Source organism: Megasphaera hutchinsoni (genome assembly GCF_001553405.1).
Taxonomy (GTDB): domain Bacteria; phylum Bacillota; class Negativicutes; order Veillonellales; family Megasphaeraceae; genus Megasphaera; species Megasphaera hutchinsoni.
Genome location: NZ_KQ960952.1, coordinates 252,640 through 274,849, shown reverse-complemented (window position 1 = coordinate 274,849; position 22,210 = coordinate 252,640). Strand labels below are relative to the sequence as shown.

At 36.5% G+C, this 22,210-nt stretch carries 21 protein-coding genes; all 21 read left to right on the top strand.

Annotation, left to right across the window (positions count from 1 at the left end):
• Positions 1–126: 126 nt before the first annotated feature.
• The 21 genes from HMPREF3182_RS05300 to HMPREF3182_RS05200 all read left to right on the top strand — a co-directional run bounded on the left by HMPREF3182_RS05300 (position 127) and on the right by HMPREF3182_RS05200 (position 22,203).
• Entirely contained in the window at positions 127–660 is a 534-nt protein-coding gene (locus HMPREF3182_RS05300; RefSeq protein ID WP_062485940.1) for a YacP-like NYN domain-containing protein, read from the top strand.
• Positions 657–1,322, top strand: a complete 666-nt coding sequence (sigH, locus tag HMPREF3182_RS05295; protein WP_062485937.1) for an RNA polymerase sporulation sigma factor SigH — start codon at positions 657–659, stop codon at positions 1,320–1,322. Before HMPREF3182_RS05300 ends, sigH begins: the two co-directional genes overlap by 4 nt.
• 71 nt (positions 1,323–1,393) lie before the next feature.
• Positions 1,394–1,630, top strand: a complete 237-nt coding sequence (gene secG / locus HMPREF3182_RS05290; RefSeq protein ID WP_007392735.1) for a preprotein translocase subunit SecG — start codon at positions 1,394–1,396, stop codon at positions 1,628–1,630.
• Between the two features lie 50 nt (positions 1,631–1,680).
• Positions 1,681–3,993: a ribonuclease R gene (rnr, locus tag HMPREF3182_RS05285; RefSeq protein ID WP_062485935.1), complete on the top strand. Its 2,313-nt coding sequence runs from the start codon at positions 1,681–1,683 to the stop codon at positions 3,991–3,993.
• Entirely contained in the window at positions 3,975–4,445 is a 471-nt protein-coding gene (gene smpB / locus HMPREF3182_RS05280; RefSeq protein WP_062485933.1) for an SsrA-binding protein SmpB, read from the top strand. The genes rnr and smpB overlap by 19 nt, the downstream gene beginning before the upstream one ends.
• Positions 4,446–4,457: 12 nt before the next feature.
• Positions 4,458–4,826: a Spx/MgsR family RNA polymerase-binding regulatory protein gene (locus tag HMPREF3182_RS05275; protein WP_062485930.1), complete on the top strand. Its 369-nt coding sequence runs from the start codon at positions 4,458–4,460 to the stop codon at positions 4,824–4,826.
• 38 nt (positions 4,827–4,864) lie between these two features.
• Entirely contained in the window at positions 4,865–6,076 is a 1,212-nt protein-coding gene (locus HMPREF3182_RS05270) for a DUF819 family protein (RefSeq protein WP_007392792.1), read from the top strand.
• 156 nt (positions 6,077–6,232) lie between these two features.
• A complete protein-coding gene (gene hslO, locus HMPREF3182_RS05265; RefSeq protein ID WP_062485927.1) occupies positions 6,233–7,114 on the top strand; it encodes an Hsp33 family molecular chaperone HslO in 882 nt (293 codons plus the stop codon).
• A 2-nt stretch (positions 7,115–7,116) separates the two neighbouring features.
• Positions 7,117–7,911: an S-methyl-5'-thioadenosine phosphorylase gene (gene mtnP, locus HMPREF3182_RS05260; RefSeq protein ID WP_007392802.1), complete on the top strand. Its 795-nt coding sequence runs from the start codon at positions 7,117–7,119 to the stop codon at positions 7,909–7,911.
• A gap of 2 nt (positions 7,912–7,913) precedes the next feature.
• Positions 7,914–8,984 (top strand): S-methyl-5-thioribose-1-phosphate isomerase, encoded by a 1,071-nt coding sequence (gene mtnA / locus HMPREF3182_RS05255; RefSeq protein ID WP_062486090.1) that lies wholly within the window; start codon positions 7,914–7,916, stop codon positions 8,982–8,984.
• A 6-nt stretch (positions 8,985–8,990) separates the two neighbouring features.
• Positions 8,991–10,232, top strand: a complete 1,242-nt coding sequence (locus HMPREF3182_RS05250; RefSeq protein ID WP_007392725.1) for an adenosylhomocysteinase — start codon at positions 8,991–8,993, stop codon at positions 10,230–10,232.
• A 12-nt stretch (positions 10,233–10,244) separates the two neighbouring features.
• Positions 10,245–11,525 (top strand): amidohydrolase, encoded by a 1,281-nt coding sequence (locus HMPREF3182_RS05245; RefSeq protein WP_062485925.1) that lies wholly within the window; start codon positions 10,245–10,247, stop codon positions 11,523–11,525.
• Positions 11,526–11,704: 179 nt separating this feature from the next.
• Positions 11,705–12,211: an ECF transporter S component gene (locus tag HMPREF3182_RS05240; protein WP_062485923.1), complete on the top strand. Its 507-nt coding sequence runs from the start codon at positions 11,705–11,707 to the stop codon at positions 12,209–12,211.
• Complete coding sequence (locus tag HMPREF3182_RS05235; protein WP_062485921.1) at positions 12,208–13,026, top strand: pyridoxamine kinase; 819 nt, start codon at positions 12,208–12,210, stop codon at positions 13,024–13,026. The genes HMPREF3182_RS05240 and HMPREF3182_RS05235 overlap by 4 nt, the downstream gene beginning before the upstream one ends.
• A 16-nt stretch (positions 13,027–13,042) precedes the next feature.
• On the top strand, positions 13,043–13,702 hold the full coding sequence (locus HMPREF3182_RS05230; protein WP_007392754.1) for a TatD family nuclease-associated radical SAM protein: 660 nt from the start codon (positions 13,043–13,045) through the stop codon (positions 13,700–13,702).
• 143 nt (positions 13,703–13,845) lie between these two features.
• Positions 13,846–17,133: a transcription-repair coupling factor gene (mfd, locus tag HMPREF3182_RS05225; protein WP_062485918.1), complete on the top strand. Its 3,288-nt coding sequence runs from the start codon at positions 13,846–13,848 to the stop codon at positions 17,131–17,133.
• On the top strand, positions 17,130–18,704 hold the full coding sequence (locus tag HMPREF3182_RS05220) for a putative polysaccharide biosynthesis protein (protein ID WP_072270828.1): 1,575 nt from the start codon (positions 17,130–17,132) through the stop codon (positions 18,702–18,704). The genes mfd and HMPREF3182_RS05220 overlap by 4 nt, the downstream gene beginning before the upstream one ends.
• Positions 18,701–19,723: a nucleoside triphosphate pyrophosphohydrolase gene (mazG, locus tag HMPREF3182_RS05215; RefSeq protein WP_007392722.1), complete on the top strand. Its 1,023-nt coding sequence runs from the start codon at positions 18,701–18,703 to the stop codon at positions 19,721–19,723. Before HMPREF3182_RS05220 ends, mazG begins: the two co-directional genes overlap by 4 nt.
• A gap of 47 nt (positions 19,724–19,770) precedes the next feature.
• A complete protein-coding gene (locus HMPREF3182_RS05210) occupies positions 19,771–20,049 on the top strand; it encodes an HU family DNA-binding protein (protein ID WP_007392768.1) in 279 nt (92 codons plus the stop codon).
• A 152-nt stretch (positions 20,050–20,201) separates the two neighbouring features.
• The gene (locus tag HMPREF3182_RS05205) at positions 20,202–21,308 is read left to right on the top strand and encodes an MGDG synthase family glycosyltransferase (RefSeq protein ID WP_007392778.1); all 1,107 of its coding nucleotides are present in this window, start codon (positions 20,202–20,204) and stop codon (positions 21,306–21,308) included.
• Between the two features lie 112 nt (positions 21,309–21,420).
• On the top strand, positions 21,421–22,203 hold the full coding sequence (locus tag HMPREF3182_RS05200; RefSeq protein ID WP_062485916.1) for a sulfite exporter TauE/SafE family protein: 783 nt from the start codon (positions 21,421–21,423) through the stop codon (positions 22,201–22,203).
• The last annotated feature ends 7 nt before the right edge of the window (positions 22,204–22,210 follow it).

Sequence of the window (22,210 nt, the reverse complement as noted above, 5' to 3'; positions counted from 1 at the left end):
AGATAAAGAAGCGCTACGATTTTTTGTGCTTATACTTATATTGGATATGTTTATTCATTACATGTGCAGGTTTAATCGTTATATTTATAGATAAATATAACGATTTATCAAAGGAGGTAGTGGGTGATGAAAGATTTACTTATTGTTGATGGGTATAATGTTATTCATGCTTGGCCAGAATTAAAAAAGACATACAGTGAATCGATGGAGCATGCACGAGATCAATTAATTGATATAATATCAAATTATGGAAAATTTAAAGGTATAAAAGTAATTATCGTATTCGATGCTATGTATACTGTGGCGGATGCTAATTCTTATACTATGGGAGATGACTGTGAAATTATTTTTACCGCGAAAGGAGAAACGGCTGATACGTATATTGAACGTTTAGCGTATATACAAAAAGATAAAAGGCGTATAGTATATGTAGCTACATCGGATGGTTTTGAACAGCAGCAAATATTATCAACGGGAGCATATCGCTTATCTTCACGTGAGTTACATGGAGAAATAAAACAAATGAAAAAAGAAATGGATCATTACAAGCATACGCCAGGAAGTATATCTCCAATACAAGGTTCATTTAATGAGTTAAAAGAAAATGTTCGGAATAAAGTAGTATTAGATAAATTGGAAAAGTTGCGGAGGCAAAAATGAATAATAAATCCCCTAAACAGAGAGAGCATCGACAGTCATTATTTCAACGATATACGGATGAAGAAGTAGTGACTATATTACAAAAAACATATAATGATGAAGCGATGGAATACATTGTTAAGAAGTATCGTAATTTTATTAAAGCAAAAGCACGTACTTATTTTTTAGTTGGTGCTGATCGAGATGATATTATTCAAGAGGGGATGATTGGGTTATATAAGGCTACTCGTGATTTTCGTAAGGAAAAGAATGTTTCTTTTCGCTCATTTGCAGAATTATGCATTACTCGTCAAATTATTACGGCTATTAAAACTGCTACACGTCAAAAACATATTCCGCTAAATACTTATGTGTCATTAAGTAAACCAGTATATGAAGATGAATCTGTACGAAGATTAGAAGATATTATTATTGGAATTAAAATTATGGATCCAGAAGAATTATTTATTAGTAAAGAAAACTATACGGATATGAAAATTCATTTGGAATCACTGCTCAGTTCTTTAGAACAGCAAGTATTGAGCTTGTATTTAGAAGGGCAATCATATCAAGAAATGTCGCAATCTTTGCAACGTCCTGCTAAATCTATTGATAATGCCTTACAGCGGATAAAACATAAAATAGAAGTATATTTGAAAAACAGGGACAACGAGTGTCCTTAAAAAAGTGTTGATAGAAAATAAAAATCAGTGTAAAATATTAGTATTGAGTGTGTTTGTTAAGGAGGAATATAGTGGTTACGGTATTGGAAATAATCGTTATTATATTAGCGCTTTTATTAATCGGTGTAGTCGTGGCACAGAAAAGCAAAAGTCAAGGTATGGGTGCTGGTTTCGGCGGTGGTGCAGAAGATTTATTCGGCAGTAGAGCTCGTGGAATGGATGCCTTGCTATCTAAATTAACAATTATTATATCAATTGTATTTGCTATTTTAGTGTTACTATTAGGTGGAATGTTGAATTCGTATTAAGAAATGGATGGCCTGCGGTTTTCCGCAGGCTTTTTTTCATAGGAGGTCATATGGAATTAGATCTTAGCTGTGCTATAATGACTATATGCCATACAATGGCACCTCAAGGGGCAACTGTTGAGGATTGTGCGGAACAATTACACCTGCGAGGAAATGAATTATCTGCACTTTTTAAGACGTTTTCAACGTTAATTGAACTGGGTAAACTTGTAGAAACGTCTTCTGATAGGTATATCGTTAGTAAATCAAATCCGTTTCAACGTATAGGCATTTATAAACAGTATACGAAACAATTTGGCTTTTTAACTTCAATAGATGGCGAAGAGGATATTTATATTGCCGAAGAAGATCGACAAACGGCAATGCATAATGATAAAGTATGTGTTCAACTAAGACCCTCTATACAGGGAAAACATAAGCGCTCTGGCCAAGTAATATCGATAATAGAACGGGCAAATGAATATATTATCGGTACGTTTCGTTGGGAGAAAAAAGGGGCCTTTGTTCAACCAGATGATGAACATTTGCAAGAGGATATTTATATTGCTGATACTTCAGATATTTCTATACGTACGAGTGCTCGCGTACTAGTAAAAATTATTAAATGGCCCCAACCTCATCGTAAGGCTGTGGGAAAATTAATCGAATTAGTTGGCTATAAAGGAGATAAAGACTTAGATATTAAAATTATTATGGCCAAGCATCAATTGCCCACTGCTTTTTCAAAAGAAACGCAACAAGAAGCATTACAAATAGATAAAACAATTATTCCCCAGTCAGAGCGTTATGACTTTCGCGATCGCCCCTTGATTACTATTGATAGCGAAGATGCAAAAGATTTAGATGATGCGATTGATGTATGTCGATTGGCCAATGGAAATTATCGTTTAGGTGTGTATATTGCTGACGTCAGTTATTATGTTGTGGATGGTAATGCGATTGATCAAGAAGCATATCAGCGAGGAACGAGCGTGTATTTAGTGGATCGGGTTATTCCTATGCTACCAGAAATATTATCGAATGATATTTGTAGTTTACGTGCTGGGGTGGATCGGTATGCAATGGCTTGTGTCATGGAAATTACACCACAAGGGGCCGTTATTCACGCAGACATAGCCCCAGCTATCATTCACGTAAAACGTAGATGTAATTATGTGGAAATTCGTCGTGCATTGGAAGAAAAAATTATTCCGGAGGATTTAGCGATTTTTATGCCTATGATAAATGAGTTAAAAGCATTGGCTATTGACTTAAAACGAATGAGAACTAAGCGTGGGGCCATTGATTTTGATTTTCCCGAATATAAAATTTTTCTTAATGAAGATGGAATTCCTTTGCGTGTAGAAAAAAGAGCTCGAACGATAGCAGAACAAATTGTAGAAGAGTGTATGTTAATTGCGAATGAAACGGTTGCTTCTTATTTACAACAAACTAAAAATCCTTCTATTTATCGGGTTCATGACTTACCTGAAGAAGAGCGTGTAGATATGCTATATCGAGTATTGCATACCTTTTCCTTACGCTTGCCCGATAGGGAACATATTACGTCACGAACATTTCAGCAAATCATTCAGAATTCACTGGGAACGCCAGCAGAAAAAGTAGTACAACTTCTTATTTTACGATCTATGCAACAAGCGTGTTATGTAACTGAAAATAGAGGGCATTTTGGGTTAGCTTCTTCGTGTTATACGCATTTTACTTCGCCGATTCGGCGGTATCCTGATTTAATGGTTCATCGTTTATTACGACAATATTGGCAACACGGGCGGTTAACTAAAAAAGAAAGTGACATGTCTTTAGATTATCATAGGCAGGCAGCATTACATGCGAGTGAACGAGAACGGATAGCCGCAGAAGCAGAACGCGAAACGATTAATTTAAAAAAGGCGGAATATATGGCTGCACACGTTGGTGAAACCTATACTGCTCATATTACAGGTATTACATCCTTCGGATTGTTTGTCGGATTAGAGAATGGTATAGAAGGCCTAATTCATATTTCCTATTTAACGGATGATTTATATTATTTTTCTGAAGATTCGTATACATTACAAAGCCGATATGGAGGAAAAATATATCGATTAGGGGAAGAAGTAGAGGTTACCTTAGTCCGCGTAAATGTAGAAAAAGGTGAAATTGATTTTGTTTTAGGAAAGATTGATAATATTCATGATCTTGAAAGAATTATCGTACAAAAGGAGAAAAAAGGAAAAAAACGAATTAAAAAGAAGTCTCGTCAGACTACTCATGATTCATTTCATGCTATTACGCATACCAAAAATGCACACCATATTAATAGACATCGGCGGCGTAAAAACGGGATTCATAGGAGGAAAAAGGAGTGGCACAAACAAAAATAGGCGTAAAATATATTGCCGATAATCGTAAGGCTAGGCATGAATATTTTATTCATGAAACCTATGAAGCGGGTATTGCTTTAACTGGAACTGAAGTAAAGGCGTTACGGCAAGGAAAAGTAAATATAAAAGATAGTTTTTGTCGTATTGATAAAGGTCAATTATTATTGGAAGCAATGCATATTAGTCCTTATGAACAGGGAAATCGTTTTAATCACGATCCCTTGCGTCAACGTATTTTATTAATGCATAAATATGAAATAAATAAGCTTTGGGGAAAAATAAAAGAAAAAGGTTATACCTTAATTCCTCTGAATCTATATTTCAAAAAAGGACGAGTAAAAGTAACAGTAGGGTTAGCAACAGGAAAAAAATTGTATGATAAGCGTCAAGCTATTGCTGAAAAAGAAGCGAAAAGGGAAGCCAATCGCCATTTCAAAGAAAACAATAGATAAAGGAGAGAGAGTATGAACACGAAAAAAAATATATTTATTTGTTATAAAAAATGCAGCACTTGCAAAGCGGTACAAAATATGTTGGATGCACAACATATTACTTATGAAATTCGTGAAATTGATAAAGACACACCGACACAGGAAGAGTTATTAACATGGCATAAACAGGCCGGTATACCGTTGAAGCGGTTTTTTAATACGAGTGGATTAGTATATCGTAATTTAGGTCTAAAAGATAAATTAGCCACTATGTCTATAGCAGAACAACTTGATCTATTGGCGTCTAATGGCATGTTAATAAAACGACCTATTTTTTTAAAGGGAACGGATGTATATGTCGGAGCCGATGTTAAAAAATACCTTGCTTCACGGGAAGAATAATATAGGGCTAAGTATGTTATTCTGAAGGAGGTTTTGGTATGCATTTTGGTTTTCAAGCAACAGATACATGGCCGTTATTATTTATCATGAGTGGAGCAACGGCTTTAGCTATTTATTTAGAACAACGCTATACGTGGGCTTCAAAAATATCGGGGGCTGTTATTACGTTGGTATTAGCATTGGTATTGGTAAACATACATCTTATTCCGACACATGCACCTCTGTTTGATGTTGTCGTTTGGGATTATGCTGTTCCGTTAGCGATTCCTTTATTATTATTACAAGCGAATATAAAAAAAATATGGAAAGAAACGGGGCGGTTATTGCTTATTTTTCTTATTGGTTCAGTTGGAACCGTGTTAGGAGCTTTTCTTGCCTCCTTTATTTTTTGCACACATATACCTATGGTAGCACCCATTGCAGGCATGATGACTGGTTCGTATATTGGCGGAGGTATTAATTTTGTTGCACTGTCGGCAGCATTTCATACGGATACATCTTTAGTTTCGTCAACCGTTGTAGCGGATAATTTAAATATGGCATTTTATTTTTTAGTTTTATTATCTTGTGCCAGTAGCCGTTTTTTACAAAAACACTTTGCACATCCACATATTGAGGCTGCGTTAGTTATGGATATGACCAAGGAAGCAAAAACACAGGCAGCAGCATATTGGGGGAGAAAAGATATTTCATTAAAAGACATTTCCTTGGATTTATTATATGCTGTTGCCGTTGTTACTATATCAAAAGTAATTAGTGGGGGTGTATCATATCTTATTTCAGATACAACGCCATTTCTCTCTTTTTTACATACTTTTTTTTCTAGCGAATATGTATGGATTACTATTTTATCAATGCTTTTTGCTACATATGGAGAAAAACAAGTAGCGGCCTTACGAGGAGCCCAAGAAATAGGTACTTATTTTATTTATTTATTTTTCTTTGTCATTGGCGTGCCTGCATCTATTAATGCTATTTTCCAAAATGCACCCTTTTTATTTGTTTTTTGCTTTCTCATTGTTGTTGTCAATATGTTGGTATGTTTTGTTTTAGGAAAAATTTTTCATTTTACGTTAGAAGAAATTATATTAGCCTCTAATGCGAATATTGGTGGACCGACAACGGCAGCTGGCATGGCTATAGCACAAGGATGGATTCATTTAATTGGACCTTCTTTATTGGTAGGTACTTTGGGTTATGTGATAGGAACCTATTTAGGTATTTTTGTTGGTACTGTGTTAGGCGCTTAATAGAGTATCTATATGGATAAAAAAGAATGGGTTATATACCCATTCTTTTTTATCCGTTTATTAGGCTATATTATGTTACATTTTATCATTACTGCCACAGATGAGCTTTAATGTGGTATAATAAATTTACATTTCGTTGCAGAAAGGAATGAATATATGGTAACTGATCAGATTATTCATTATACATCCGATGCGTCTATTCGTGTGTCTATTGCGATTACACGCGAACTTACAGAAAAAGCCCGGCAATGTCATCAATTATCTCCAGTGGCTAGTGCTGCCCTTGGTCGTACGATGACAGGTGCACTTTTATTGGCGGGGGACTATAAAAACAAAGAAGGCGTTTCTATTTTATTTAGAGGTGATGGTCCATTAGGAACTATTCATGTAGATTCATTTGATACGGATAAAGTACGTGGATTTGTAGATCATCCGCATGTTCAACTTCCTTTAAAAGCAAATGGTAAACTTGATGTCGGAACAGCTGTTGGAAAGGGAACTCTCGCGGTCACTCGATTTACTCCTAAGCAAGATACATATAGTAGCCAGTCACAAATTGTTTCAGGTGAAATTGCAGAAGATTTAGCTTATTATTTATATACGTCCGAACAAATTTCATCAACGATTAGTTTAGGCATATTAGTTGATAGAGATTATACGATTGCGACAGCTGGGGGTTTTTTAGTACAAGCCTTGCCAGGGGCAACGGATGAGGCATTAGCAGGAGTAGAAAATAATATACAGAAAATTGGTCCAATTACAACGTACTTGCAACATGATGTACATGGTGAAGCATTAATTTCTAACATTTTAAAGGGATTTTCATATAAAGAACTTTATCGATATCCCGTATATTGGCAATGTACTTGTTCACAACAACGAATGGAAAGAGCATTATTAGCATTACGAGCCGAAGATAAATTATTATTATTGCAAGATCCACAAGTAGAAATGGTTTGCCATTATTGTGGACAACATTACGTATTACAACAAAAAGAATTAGCTGCATTATATAATAAAACGAATATGGAGGTATAACGGTGAGTGCAATTGCAATTATTGGTGGTACTGGCGTATGTGATGTACGTATGTTAGAACAAGTACAAGAAGGTTCGTTAGATACATTTTATGGAGTAATTCATTATTTACGCGGAACTTATAAGGGGAAAAATGTTGTTTTTTTACCCCGTCACGGAAAAAATCATTCAATTCCGCCGCACCTAATCAATTATCGTGCGAATATTTTAGGATTGAAACGGTTAGGCGTTTCCACTATTTTTTCTACTACCGCCGTAGGCTCGTTAAATCCAGAGATAAAACCCAATACACTGGTTATACCAGATCAATTTTTAGATTTTACGAAATCACGACACGCTTCTTTTTTTGATGGTGGTGAAAATGGGGTAGTTCATGTAGACATGACTGAACCTTATTGCCAACAATTACGTCAAGTCATTTTAGAGGCTGCGAGGAGTATTCAGGAAGAAAAAATATCGCCAAAAGGAACTTATGTATGTACGGAAGGACCTCGTTTTGAAACGCCGGCAGAAATTAACATGTTTGCAAAATGGGGTGGTGATTTAGTTGGGATGACTAATGTTCCAGAAGTATGTCTAGCAAGAGAAGCCGAAATTTGTTATATTACTATTTCTATGGTCACTAATTTTGCTGCTGGAATTTCGCCGCACCAGTTAACGCATGAAGAAGTGCTTGCATGCATGGATGAAAATGCCAAACGCATTCGTTCGTTAATTATGAAAGCCGTAGAATTATATGAAGATAAAGATTGTTCCTGTCGTCATGCTTTATCATATTATGGAGGGTTTATGGTGTAATGATGAAAACAATGGAATGGAAAGAGCAAACATTATATTTACTTGATCAGACGAAATTACCTGAACAAGTAACATATATCGCTTGTAAAACATGGCAAGAGGTTTACGATGCCATTGCTTGTTTAGTTGTACGAGGAGCTCCTGCTATTGGTATTGCCGCAGCGTATGGGGTAGTTTTAGGAGCATATACTACTTATCAAGAGCAGCAGAGTAATGAGTCAGCTGTATTTATTCAAGCCGTTTGTGATATCGGCAAGACCTTAGACCGAGCTAGACCGACAGCCGTAAATTTGCATTGGGCAATTATGCGTATGCTTGATTGTGCGGTGCATCAACAAGATCATACCGTTGATGAGATCATTAAGGAATTAGAAAAATTAGCCATACAAATACATCAAGAAGATGTATTATTAAATAAGCAATTATCGATGGTAGGTACACAAGAATTAAGCAAAATAGGTAAACCACTTACCATTTTAACACATTGTAATGCTGGTGCATTGGCTACAGCTGCTATTGGTACAGCCTTAGGGGTAATTCGCGGTTTACATCAGAAAGGGTTTATTCATATGGTATATGCCGATGAAACGCGACCTTTATTACAAGGAGCAAGACTTACCGTAACGGAATTAATGGAAGATCATATTCCAGTTACACTGATTACGGATAATATGGCTGCTTGGACTATGGCACAAAAAAAAGTAGATGCTGTTATTGTAGGAGCTGATCGGATTGCTGCTAATGGTGATACGGCAAATAAAGTTGGTACGTATGGGCTTTCACTGTTAGCACATTATCATCATATTCCTTTTTATGTAGCCGCACCGATATCCACCTTTGATCGAACGATTGCTACAGGAAAGGAAATTCCTATTGAAGAGCGAGCAGAGGATGAAGTTCGTTGTTTTAACGGAAATTATTGCACGCCCAAACAAGCGTTGGTCTTCAATCCCGCCTTTGATGTCACCCCGCATGAACATATTACAGGAATTTTTACGGAATATGGATTTATTTCTAAACCTGATATGATAACTGTTTCTAGTTTTTTCATAGAAAATAATATAAAGGAGTGAGTGTATATGGAATCAATGATTAGAAATATCGCTTTAGCAGAAAGTGGTCACAAAAAAATTCAATGGGTAGAACGCTATATGCCCGCATTAAATGCGATTGGAGAGAAATTACGTAAAGACCAAACGTTTAAAGATAAAGTGGTGTGCGTAAGTGTACATCTAGAAGCAAAAACAGCTTATTTAGCAAAAGTATTACATGAAGCAGGTGCCCGTGTGATTGTTACAGGAAGTAATCCTCTATCTACGCAAGATGATATTGCGGCAGCATTAGTAGAAGACGGGCTTACTGTATATGCTTGGTATGGGGCAACGGATGAAGAATATTTTCAGTTTTTAAATAAGTCTTTAGATCATCATCCTCATATTATTATTGATGATGGAGGAGATCAGGTGAATTTGCTGCATACGACCCGGCAAGATGCCATGGAAAATTTGTTAGGTGGCACGGAAGAAACAACAACTGGTGTAGTTCGTTTGCGTGGATTAGATAAAGACGGCCTCTTAAAATTTCCTATGGTTGCAGCTAATGATTCTTATTGCAAGTATTTATTTGATAATCGTTATGGAACAGGACAATCTACATGGGATGGCATTATGCGTACAACAAATTTAACGGTTGTTGGCAAAAAAGTTGTTATCGCTGGTTATGGTTGGTGCGGTCGTGGATGCGCTATGCGTGCTAAAGGCTTAGGGGCTCATGTCATCGTAACCGAAGTGGATCCTATTAAGGCTATTGAAGCTGTATTCGATGGTTTTGAAGTAATGCCAATGGCGGAAGCTGCTAAAATTGGAGATATTTTTGTTACCTTAACAGGTGATAAAGACATTATTCGCGGCGAACATATAAAAAACATGAAAGATGGGGTATTACTAGCCAACGCAGGCCATTTTGATGTCGAAATAAATAAGCCTGAATTAGAAGCTTTAGCTGTACGTTCTTTTGAAGCAAGGCATAATATTCAAGGATATGAATTAGCAAATGGACATATTATTAATTTATTAGCCGAAGGCCGCTTAGTTAATTTAGCCGCTGGCGATGGGCATCCAGCCGAAATTATGGACTTATCTTTTGCTATTCAAGCCTTAGCAGCAAAATATATATTGGAACATCACCAAGAATTAGAAAATCATGTTCATGTATTACCACATGAAGTTGATATAGAGGTAGCTAAGATTAAGTTACAATCAATGGGATATGCTATTGATACTTTGACGGCAGAACAAAAGGCATATTTACATTTAGATTAAGGAGTTTTAGCGATGCGAAAATTAATAACGAATATAGCCCTATATCAAAATCATAAGGTAACCGAAGCAAAGAATATTGATATTCAAGACGATCGAATTATCGGTTTTCCCGATACGTATCAACGTACGGATTATGATGAGATTATAGACGGTCAGCATATGTTAGCGTTGCCGGGCTTTGTTAATACGCATAATCATATCGCCATGACGGTGTTTCGTAGTTATGCCGATGATATGCAGTTGATGGATTGGTTAACACAAAAAATTTGGCCCGCTGAAGATAAATTAGATAGTGACATTGTGTATGCCCAAACTACACTGGGCATTGCCGAAATGATTCGTTGCGGAACGACGTCATTTGCAGATATGTATTTTTTCATGTCCGATGTAGCTAGGGCTGTAGCGGATACAGGAATTAGGGCTGCCTTAAGCAGAGGTATGACGGGTATTACTCCTAATGCTCAAGACGCGTTAAAAGAAAGTCGAACTTTTTTCTATGATTGGAATGGAAAAGCAGATGGTCGAATTACAGTTATGCTTGGTCCACATGCTCCCTATACATGCCCCCCTGCATATTTACAACAAGTCGTTGACTTAGCACATGAATTAGGCGCAGAAATTCATATGCATTTAAGTGAAACAAAGGGTGAAGTAGAAGATATCCAAAAACAATATGGTAAAACGCCTATAGCCTTAGCTGATGAATTGGGTATTTTAGATTGCGGTTGTTTAGCTGCTCATTGTGTTTGGGTGACTGATGACGATTTGACAATTATGAAGAATAAACATGTTCGAGTTGCACATAATCCCGGTAGTAATTTTAAATTGGCCAGTGGAATTGCACCACTTACTAAAATGTTACAAAAGGGTATTACGGTGGGGTTAGGAACAGATGGGGCTTCCAGTAATAATAACTTAGATATTGTGGAAGAAATGCATTTAGCATCTTTAGTACACAAAGCAAATACATTAAATCCCCTGGTTATTTCAGCTGATACGGCAGTTCAATTATTGACTATAGGTGGGGCAAAGTGTTTAGGCTACAAGGATATCGGTACATTAGATGTTAATGCTAAAGCGGACATTACATTAATTGATAGAGAAGGATTACATTGGTATCCAAAAAACGATCCGTTATCATTATTTGTATATGCGTCAAATAGTATGGATGTGGATACCGTTTTAGTCGATGGGAAAGTTTTATTACGGCATAAAGAATTCACTACGATTGATATTGAAAAAGTAAAATTTGAAGCGGAACGAACAAAAGAAAAACTATTTTCATCGTTATAATGAACTATATTATGTAAAATAGCAGATTCTGTATATGAATCTGCTATTTTTTATGTTCTCGTCTATATAGGACAGAAAAAACATAAACTGTATTATTTACGTCCGAAAAATATTCATATAAAATAATATACAGATTAATCAATTTGAGAATGGACATTCTCTCATAGGACGTGTGAAATATGACAACTAAAACACTATGCTATACAGCTATTATGATTGCTTTAGTATTTTTATTAACATTTATTCCTAAAATACCAATTCCTTTTGGCTATGCTCATTTAGGTGATTCTTTGATTTTTGCCTTACCGTTTTGTCTTTATAGTCGATCATCTGCTGTAGCCGCCGGAGTAGGTTCGGCTTTAGCGGATTTATTTGGCGGTTTTCCTATATGGATTATACCTACTATTATCATAAAAGTTATTATGGTATATGTTATCGTCTATGTTTTAAGAGAACAACGGTATTCTTTATCTATCCTTTCGTGGAAAGTATTTTTCGCTATTTTACTATCTTCTATTTGGATGGTTATAGGCTATTCTGTTTCTGGAGGATTACTTTATGGTGTACCAGCGGGTATTGCTATGATACCAGGACTTATCGGTGAAGGCATTGTAAATCTTATTATTGCATATGGAATTATCACTGCTGTACGCTCACTCTTAGCGAGTCAAAGAGGTACTATATGACGCAATTACGAATGGCATTACTTACTGATTTTACGGGGATTGGTCGCTGTTCCGCAACCGTTGATATTCCGATTTTAGCGTCTTTAAAGATTGAATCATGTTTAGCGCCTACGGCTATTTTATCGGCACATACTGGCTTTTCTACATATTATATGCAAGATTTTAGTCCTTATTTTTCAAGTTATGTAAAAGCATGGCAAGAGAACCATGAAACTTTTTCAGGTATTATGACTGGATTTATGGGTTCAGCCACACAGATTGATCTGGCTTATGATTTTATACAAGCGTTTCCTACTTCTTTTGTGATGGTGGATCCAGTTATGGGAGATAATGGCAAATTATATGACACATATAATCCGGTTATGTGTAAAAAAATGCGTTCTCTTGTATCATTATCTACTATTATTACACCTAATGTGACCGAAGCGTGTGTATTAGCTGCGTATCCGTATGATCCTTTTATCGCTTCTAATAAGGAAAAAATGAATGAGTTAATTACATGTTTAGCTAAGTTAGGTCCTAATAATATTGTAATTACGGGTATTGAAAAAGGAAATGCCATCGGTAATTGTATTTATCAAAAAGGAAACCCTTTGCAATGGGTTTGGAGAACGAAAGAAAATCCTTCTCGTAGTGGTACAGGTGATGTATTTTCAGCTGTATTAGGTGGTATGTTGTTACGAGGTACGACCATAGAAAAAGCAGTTGGTAAAGCAGCTGATTTTGTAGCAACCGCATTATGTGCAACCGATAAATTAGGCATCCATTCAAATTATGGTTTAGCGATAGAAGAAGTATTAGAAACATTATGGTAGAGGGAAGGTATATAAAATGATTATATATACAGTGGAAAAAGGGCGATATTATACCGTGTCAGATAGTATTAAGCGACATCCTAACGGTAAACGCTCATGTTATATTAACATAACTAATCGTTGTACCTGCGACTGTACATTCTGTTTGCGTACGAAAAAAAAGATGGCAAAAACATCTTCGTTATGGCTAAAACGGGAACCTTCATGGGAAGAAATAAAACATGAATTAGATCATCTTCCGTGGCCATTGGTATCAGAAATTGTGTGCTGTGGGTTTGGAGAACCGACAATGCGTTTAGATATCGTTATTTCTATTTTTCAGTATGTAAAAAGTAATCATCCGAATATACATACACGTTTAAATACCAATGGTCTATCAGATTTATATTATCAACGTTCTACTGCCGAGGATTTTTATGGTAATATTTTAGATACTATTTCCATTAGTCTAAATGCATCTAATGCCGATAAATATGTCGAGCTTACGCGGAGTCGTTTTGGAATTCAATCATATGATCATATGTTAGCTTTTGCCAAATCATGTAAAACGGTAGTAAAAGAGGTAGTTATGACTATTGTTGACGCTACTTTAGATGAGGAAGAAGTAGCAAAATGTCATCAAGTCTGTTCTTGTCATGGTCTTTTTTTGCGAATACGACCATATGAGGAAAATTAGAGAAAACAGCGTATATAAATAAGTATATACGCTGTTTTTCTTTGGGAAGCATGTAACCATATTAAATATGAAGTAAGTGTGCTATAATGACAACGTATTACATAATATAATGAAATGCGTTGATAGATGAGAGAAGAGGAACAATGAAGCAATTATTTAAATGGTTGGATCAAGAAGAAAACCTCCGGCAGATAAAAAACTTTTTTATCAATGGAGGATGTAATCATATTCATGGCGTTGGAGGCTCGGCAAAACACATTCTTGTTGCACAGGGAATCGATACGGCTCTGGGTGCAACGCTATTGATTACATCCTCGTCTGAAGAAATGGAGAAGTGGAAGTCGGATTTACAATTTTTAGTACCGACTATTCCTATTTTCACATTTCCTTTTGTTGTACAAGAATTGTTTTCAACTGCTGCCAAAAGTATGGAACGAGTCGCTCGTCAAATGGAAGTATTAGCTCAGCTACGAGAAGATAAAAAATGTATTATTCTAACTACAGTTGAAGAAGCTAGTCAATATATTATTGCACCATCACAATTAGATAATCGAGTAATTTCCTTCGAGGTGAACCAAGAATATGAACGTGCAGCATTACTAGAAAAATTAATTCAAAATGGCTATGAACGAGTCGAATTAGTGGAACGTTGTGGGCATTTTTCGATACGTGGTGATATTTTAGATATATACGCGGTAAATCAAACGAAACCAATACGCTTAGAATTTTTTGGTGATACCATAGAAAAAATTCGTTTATTTGATGTATTGTCGCAAACTTCCATTCAAACGGTAGAGCAAGTACAGGTTCTTCCTTTTTCCTTATCTTGGGACGAACATCAACCGTATGTCGCTACTATTTTGGATTATTTGCATAAAGGACAGATTATTTGGGATGAACCTAATAGGTTACGTGATAATTTAAAAAAAGCATTAACTGAGTCGGATGATTATGTATCACATCTTTGTCCATGGCGAACATGGGTTACTCGGACATATCCCTGTTCACAAGTGCTTATATCCCTTTTATCTCCAACCTTTTATGATATGAAAGTAGAATCGTCTATTCATCTTATTACTAAACGCATGTCGAGTTTTCAAAAACAATTTTCTTTATTAAAAGAAGAATTACGCCACTGGCATGATGAAGGTAAAACGGTTGTACTGGTTATTGATAATCTTAATCGCAAGGCTTCATTACAGGCATGGATGCAACAAGAAGGTTTTTCCATAGAAACCCATATTCCTGATACATTGCAAAAAGGTGTTTGTTACTTAGTAACGGGAAATTTACAAAATGGGTTTGAATTTCCGCATGCCCATTTAGTCGTTTTGTGTGAGCGGGATATTTATGGGATGCAAAAACGCCGTCTGTTTCTAAAACATACCCAAAGTCAGAAAATAAATACATTTACCGACTTAAAAAAAGGCGATTATGTAGTTCATCATTCCCATGGTATTGGTCGGTATATGGGACTAAAAACCATGGAAATTGATGATGTCCATAGAGATTATTTAGAAATTCATTATGCTGGTAATGATATTTTGTATGTTCCTATTGAACAAATGGCATTAGTTCAACGCTACATAGGGAACGAAGGCGATATTCCCAAATTGCACCGCATGGGTGGGAAAGATTGGCAAAAAGCACGTGCCAAAGCACAAAAATCAGTTGATAATTTGGCAGAGAAATTACTGTCTTTATATGCGAAAAGAGAAGTCGTATCTGGTTTTGCTTATCCACCAGATACACCTTTTCAAAGAGAATTTGAAGAGGCGTTTCCTTATGAAGAAACAGAAGATCAATTACGTGCTGTTGCAGAGATTAAAAAATATATGGAAAGACCTTTTCCTATGGATTGTTTGGTTTGTGGTGATGTAGGATTTGGTAAAACGGAAGTAGCCATGAGGGCTATTTTTAAAGCAGTAATGAGTCATAAACAGGTAGCCGTATTAGTACCGACTACGGTCTTGGCACAACAACATTTCCTTACGTTTACGGAACGGCTAGCTTCTTTTGGAGTCCAATGTGAAGTATTAAATCGTTTTCGGTCAGTAAAAGAACGAAAAGATATCTTAGCTAGAACGAAATTAGGACAAGTAGATGTACTTATTGGTACACACAGTATCTTGAATAAACAGGTTCAATTTAAACAATTGGGCTTATTAGTTGTTGATGAAGAACAACGATTTGGGGTAGCACAAAAAGAAAAATGGAAATCTTTAGCAGCACATGTTGACGTACTATCATTAAGTGCTACGCCTATTCCCCGCACATTACATATGTCGTTAGTAAAATTAAGAGAAATGTGTATTATGGAAACGCCTCCTATAGATCGCTTTCCCGTTCAAACCTATGTAACGGAGTATGATCCTACGGTTATTCGTGAAGCGATTACGCGCGAAAAACGTCGCGGGGGACAAGTCTTTTTTATTTATAACCAAGTAGAATCAATGGGTTACATGAAAAATGAATTAGAACGATTAGTTCCAGAGTTTTCTATTGCCATGGCACATGGTCAAATGTCAGGGGCCATGTTAGAAGCAGTTATGTTTGATTTTTATGAAGGCAAATATGATATATTATTATGTTCTAGTTTAGTTGAAAATGGCTTAGACGTAGCAAATGCAAATACGATTATCGTATATGATGCGGATCATTTTGGATTATCGCAGCTATATCAGATGCGTGGGCGAGTAGGGCGGAGTCATAATTTGGCCTATGCTTATTTATGTTATCGGAAAAATAAAGTGTTATCAGAAATTGCGGAAAAACGGTTATCGGCAATTAAAGAATTTACTGAATTAGGTTCAGGGTTTAAAATTGCGATGCGCGATTTAGAAATTCGCGGTGCTGGAAATTTATTAGGACGTGAACAGCATGGCAATATTGCAGGTGTTGGTTTTTCTATGTATTGTCAAATGTTAGAAGGCGCCATTAAACGGTTGCAAAATGGTATAAGCGATGAAACGGAACGTATCGAAACGGTATTAGATATACAAGTAAATGCCTATATTGATAATGAGTATATAACGAATAATGGTCAAAAAATAGACATATATCAGCGCCTTGCTATAGCAGATACATCAGATGAAATAAACGCATTAGAAAAAGAATTGACCGATCGCTATGGCACTATGACAGATCCTGTCATAGCATTGCTACAAGTGGCTATTATACGCGTGGCTGCACGTAAATTAGGGATTACCTTGATTTCACAAAAAAAGGATTATGTCGAAATAAAATGGCAACAGGTGGCACAAATGCCACATCTATCTGCCTTAGATCCAGCGTTACAAAAACGGGTTCGCTATATACGAGGATTACCAACGGTATGGCGTATTGATTGGATGCAGGAAATGGATATTATTTCCTTTATCAATTATTTGATAAAGGTATTTTGCTTACAACGAAAGGGGACTAAAAAGTGAAGGGGACCACTTTTTTAAAAGGGGCGTTAATACTCACGTTAGCGGGTATTATGGTAAAAGTATTAGGCGCAGCCAATCGTATTTTATTGTCCCGGATGTTGGGCGGTGAAGGTATTGGTTTATATCAAATGTCATATCCTATATATATCCTCTTTCTGAGCATCATCGGAGCGGGTATTCCTATTGCTGTTTCAATTATGATTGCTGATGAAGCGGCCAAAGGAACGCAGGGACATGTACAAGGTGTATTTCGTGTTATTTTAACTTTTGTAGTAGGTATAGCAATTCTTTGTGGGATTCTCTTTGCACTGAGTGCACACGTATTCATTGCTTTTTCTTTTGTACGAGATGATCGGGCATTACCTAGTTTGTTAATACTAGCACCAGCGTTAACGCTTTCTATTATTGCCTGTTCTTTTCGAGGTTATTTTCAAGGGTTACAACAAATGATTCCAACGGCAATATCCCAAATTGCGGATCAAGGAATACGCGTATTGACCATGCTTGTATTCGCAGCCATTGGTTTATCTCATGGCCTTATGTGGGGAGCCGTGGGAGCGGCAGCCGGTGCTATTCCTGGTGCGATAGCAGGTACAGTAGTGATCATAGGATGGTATTATTATCAACATCGACCTAAAGTAGAAGCGGCCGTAGCCGTATCGGTTTCTTCCGGTATGGTGATTAAACGATTAATTACGTTAGCTATTCCCGTAGCTGCAGCCAATATGTTACTTCCACTTATTGCTAGTATTGATTTATTTATCGTTCCCAAACAATTAGAAGTAGCCGGTTATACTGTACATGAAGCTACGGCGTTATTTGGATATCTCAGTGGTATGGCGAATGGGGTCATCCAAGTTCCTGCCATTTTAACGATTGCCTTAGCAACTAATTTAGTGCCCGCCGTTTCTTCCGCTTATACCCAGGGAAATATTGAGGTTATTACGTCAAGAATGAACACTTCTATACGTTTGGCCCATGTGATTACAATTCCGGCATTTTGTGGCTTAAGCGTTCTTGCTGTGCCTATTTCTATACTGTTATATAATACGCCTCTAGCAGGACCAGCGATACGGGTATTATCTATATCTATCGTATTGCTGGGCATGCAGCAATTAACTAGTGGACTACTACAAGGTATGGGACGTACAGCAATTCCTTTATGGAATATGATTATTGGAGCTATAGTAAAAGTATTTTTAAGTTGGCATTTAACGGCTATGCCCACGTTAGGTGAAGTTGGGGCAGCATGGGCAACCAATGCAGATTTAGCGATAGCAGCTGGATTGAATTTATATTTTGCTCGGAAGCTAGTTCATTATCAAGTACCATGGAAATACTTAGGTCGTGTATGTATAGCCGCGATAATTATGACTGTTGTTGTAGGGGGAATATATGTTATTTGCAACCCCTATATGGGGAATGCTATGGCTACGATTTTGGCAATTATCCTAGGCGTAATTTGTTATGGAATTAGCTTATTTGCTGTGAAAGCGGTTCGCAGAGAAGACGTGGGGCACCTTCCATGTATTCATCATCATGTAATGCCGTCAAAAAAGGAGACTGAATGAAAAATATTGAAATTATTTATTTAGGTACTAGCGAAACGGATAAAACATATCGTCCATGGGAAGATGAGGGCTTTATTGCATCATATAAACCGATTATTTCGTATTTATTAGATACAGCCCTCGTGTGCGATATTGTTCATACCGTACCAGGTGGTCCAGAAATGGCAGAAAAGATACGAATAATGCTTGTAAATGAAAGCTCGAAAAGGGACAAGACCCGTAATCATATGCCTTTTGACATTACTCCATGCATTCACGTTATTGAAACGTTACGTGGACCTAGTGGTTGTAGTTGGGATAAAGCACAAACATATCGTACCTTGCGTAGATATTTACTTGAAGAAGTGTATGAAATGTTAGATGCTGTTGATCAGGGTGATATGGATGGAATTTATGAGGAATTAGGCGATATCCTTTATCATGTTGTTTTACACGCACAAATCGCTTCAGAAGAGGGCTATTTTACACCTCAAATGGTCGTTTCTCATGTCACAAAAAAAATGATTACACGTCATCCTTATGTTTTTAGCATAAAAAGACTTGAAAATACTGCCGCTGATATGGTAAACTGGGATAGATTAAAGCAGAGAGAACGGCGACAGCAACATATTCGCTTGTTAGATGGTGTTGTAAATGGTATGCCTTCCTTATTAACCGCTTATAAGTTGCAAGAGAAGTCTGCTCAAGTGGGATTTGAATGGAAATCAATTGCATCTGTATGGGATAAAGTGAAGGAGGAATTACAAGAATTCTGTGAAGCTATACAAGAGGGTGATCCTGTTCATGCTGAAGAAGAAGCCGGTGATGTGCTGTTCATCTTTGCTAATGTATGCCGACGCTATCATATAGAGCCGGAATGCGCGTTACATCGCACTAACAGAAAATTTTATCGTCGTTTTGCACACGTAGAAGAGCGTGTACAGCAAGCCGGAAAAACTTGGCAAGATTTTTCGTTAGAAGAATTAGAATCATTTTGGCAAGAAGCAAAAATTCTGGAAAGAAAAAATGAAGATAAATGATTTGCTAGTAAAAATGACAGATGTAACTATTAAAAGGAGGATTTTTAATGAATAAGACAGAATTGATTGCTAATGTAGCAACAAAATCCGATTTAACGAAAAAAGATGCCGAAAAAGCGGTAAAAGCTGTTTTCGAATCGATCAGTGAAAGTCTTACTAAAGGCGATAAAGTACAAATTATTGGCTTTGGTACTTTTGAAGTTCGGCAACGTAAGGCACGTGAAGGCCGTAATCCACGGAACAACGAACCGATTAAAATTGCAGCATCTAAAACTCCGGCTTTTAAGGCAGGCAAACAGTTAAAAGATCTTGTAAATAATAAATAAGGTTAAATGATAGAGGAGGGCCGCGGTATATACGGCTCTTTTCTTTATCTTTTGATAAGAAAAATGATAAGAAAAAACATTTGTTTTCCGACATTTTATTTTGAAGTGGTGAGCAGTGTAGACGTGTATTTTTTCATAAAGAAGGAATCGGTATGATGAAAAAGAAGATACTTATCTTTTCCGCTTCCATAGGAACTGGACATACGCAAGCAGCCCGAGCAATAGAAGAATATATTCAACAAAAATCGGATGAATATGAAATTGAGCATATCGATTTTTTATCGAATGATGCCTTATCGATTGATAATATTGTAAAAGAAACCTATATTAAAATATTAGATTTTTTTCCGATGTTATATGATTTAATGTATTATTCTTCACAGGGATATAAAAAAGGAAGATTTATTAAAACGTTGATTGCACGTGGCTTAAAACGACGTATGTTAAGCGTGTTAACCAATAGAAAACCGGATATTTTGATATTTACACACCCTTTTCCTGCAGGAGCAGCTGCGTTATTGAAACGACAACATCGTATTTCTATGCCCCTGATGGGAGTGATTACAGATTTTGCGATCCATCAATTATGGGTGTATCCACAATTAGATCAATATTGCGTAGCGACCGATTCACTCAAGCAGTTGTTACAGCAACAAGGAATTCAAGCAGATAAAATTGCTGTTACAGGTATTCCTGTACGCTCCGTGTTTAGAAATCAAGTATGGCAATGGGGACAAGAAACCAATCATAAAAATCATATTCTTATCATGGGTGGAGGATTAGGTATGGGGTCTATTCGGCAATCTCTTGTTGCACTTGATCAAGTACCATTAATCGATTCTTTTTCTGTGGTTACTGGGCATAATACTGATTTATATGATGAAATTTGTGAATTACGGTCTACGCTGCAACATCCCGTCGAAGTGTTAGGCTATACACAAGAAATTCCCTCTTTAATGGCTCGCTCTGCCTTATTAGTCACTAAGCCTGGTGCCTTGACTTGTACGGAAGCAACGACAATACAAATTCCACTTGTTTTATATAGCCCTATACCAGGCCAAGAAGAAGCGAATGCAACTTATATGTGTAAAACAGGATGTGCTCATTGGGTAAAAAATGAAAAAGAATTGAGCAATATGGTAACTACTTTGTTAGCCAATCCAGCAGAATTAGAAAAAATGTCTAAAGCAAGTGCGTTGTGTCAAACCGATGGTATGCAAATTATGGAAGACAAAATTAAATTATTATTACAAGAATAATAAAGGGATTTTTTGTTTACTATACGGCTATTCTAAAATAGTATGTAAAAACAGTCGCAGGTGAGCTAGAAAGCGACTGTTTTTTTATATGTATGAAAAGGACGAGAACTACATGGATATATTTGGTCATATTGGCAATATACATTATGTTATATATGTTATTATCGGCGGTTTTTTTGCAGGCTTTGTAGATGCTATTGCTGGTGGTGGCGGACTTATCTCGTTACCCGTCATTTTAGCGACAGGTATGAGTCCCCACCTCGCCATTGGAACTAACAAATTTTCTGCGACTTTTGGTGCGTTAATGAGTGCGGGGCAATTTATACGTGCACGCAAAGCGGATTTACATTTACTGCCATATTTAATTCCGTTTACTCTAGTCGGTGCTATTATTGGTTGTGTTTTCATGTTACATCTATCTAGCAAATGGCTTAATCCGATTATTATTCTTACTCTTTTAGGAACAGCGGCCTTTGTTTTTTTTAAACCTCAATTAGGAGTACAAGTGACTGCTCGTGAAATAAAAGGAAGATCACTTTATAAAGCCATGGGGATTTCTTTCTTATTAGGGTTATACGATGGGTTTATCGGACCGGGGACGGGTACTTTTTTAATTGTATTTTTTGCTCTTTTAGGATATGAGTTCATTTTTGCAGCCGGCAATGCAAAGGTACTAAATTTAGTTAGTAACCTTACGTCATTTATCATTTTTATTGCGTTAGGGAATGTATATTATATTTATGGCATTAGTATGGCTATTAGTTTGTTCTTAGGTGCTTTTTTAGGTGCACGTTTAGCTATACATAAGGGAAATAATTTTATTCGATATGTTATGCTTATAGTTACATGTATCTTAATATGCAAATTAATTTTACAGTATCTTCATTTTATTTAAGGAGTTT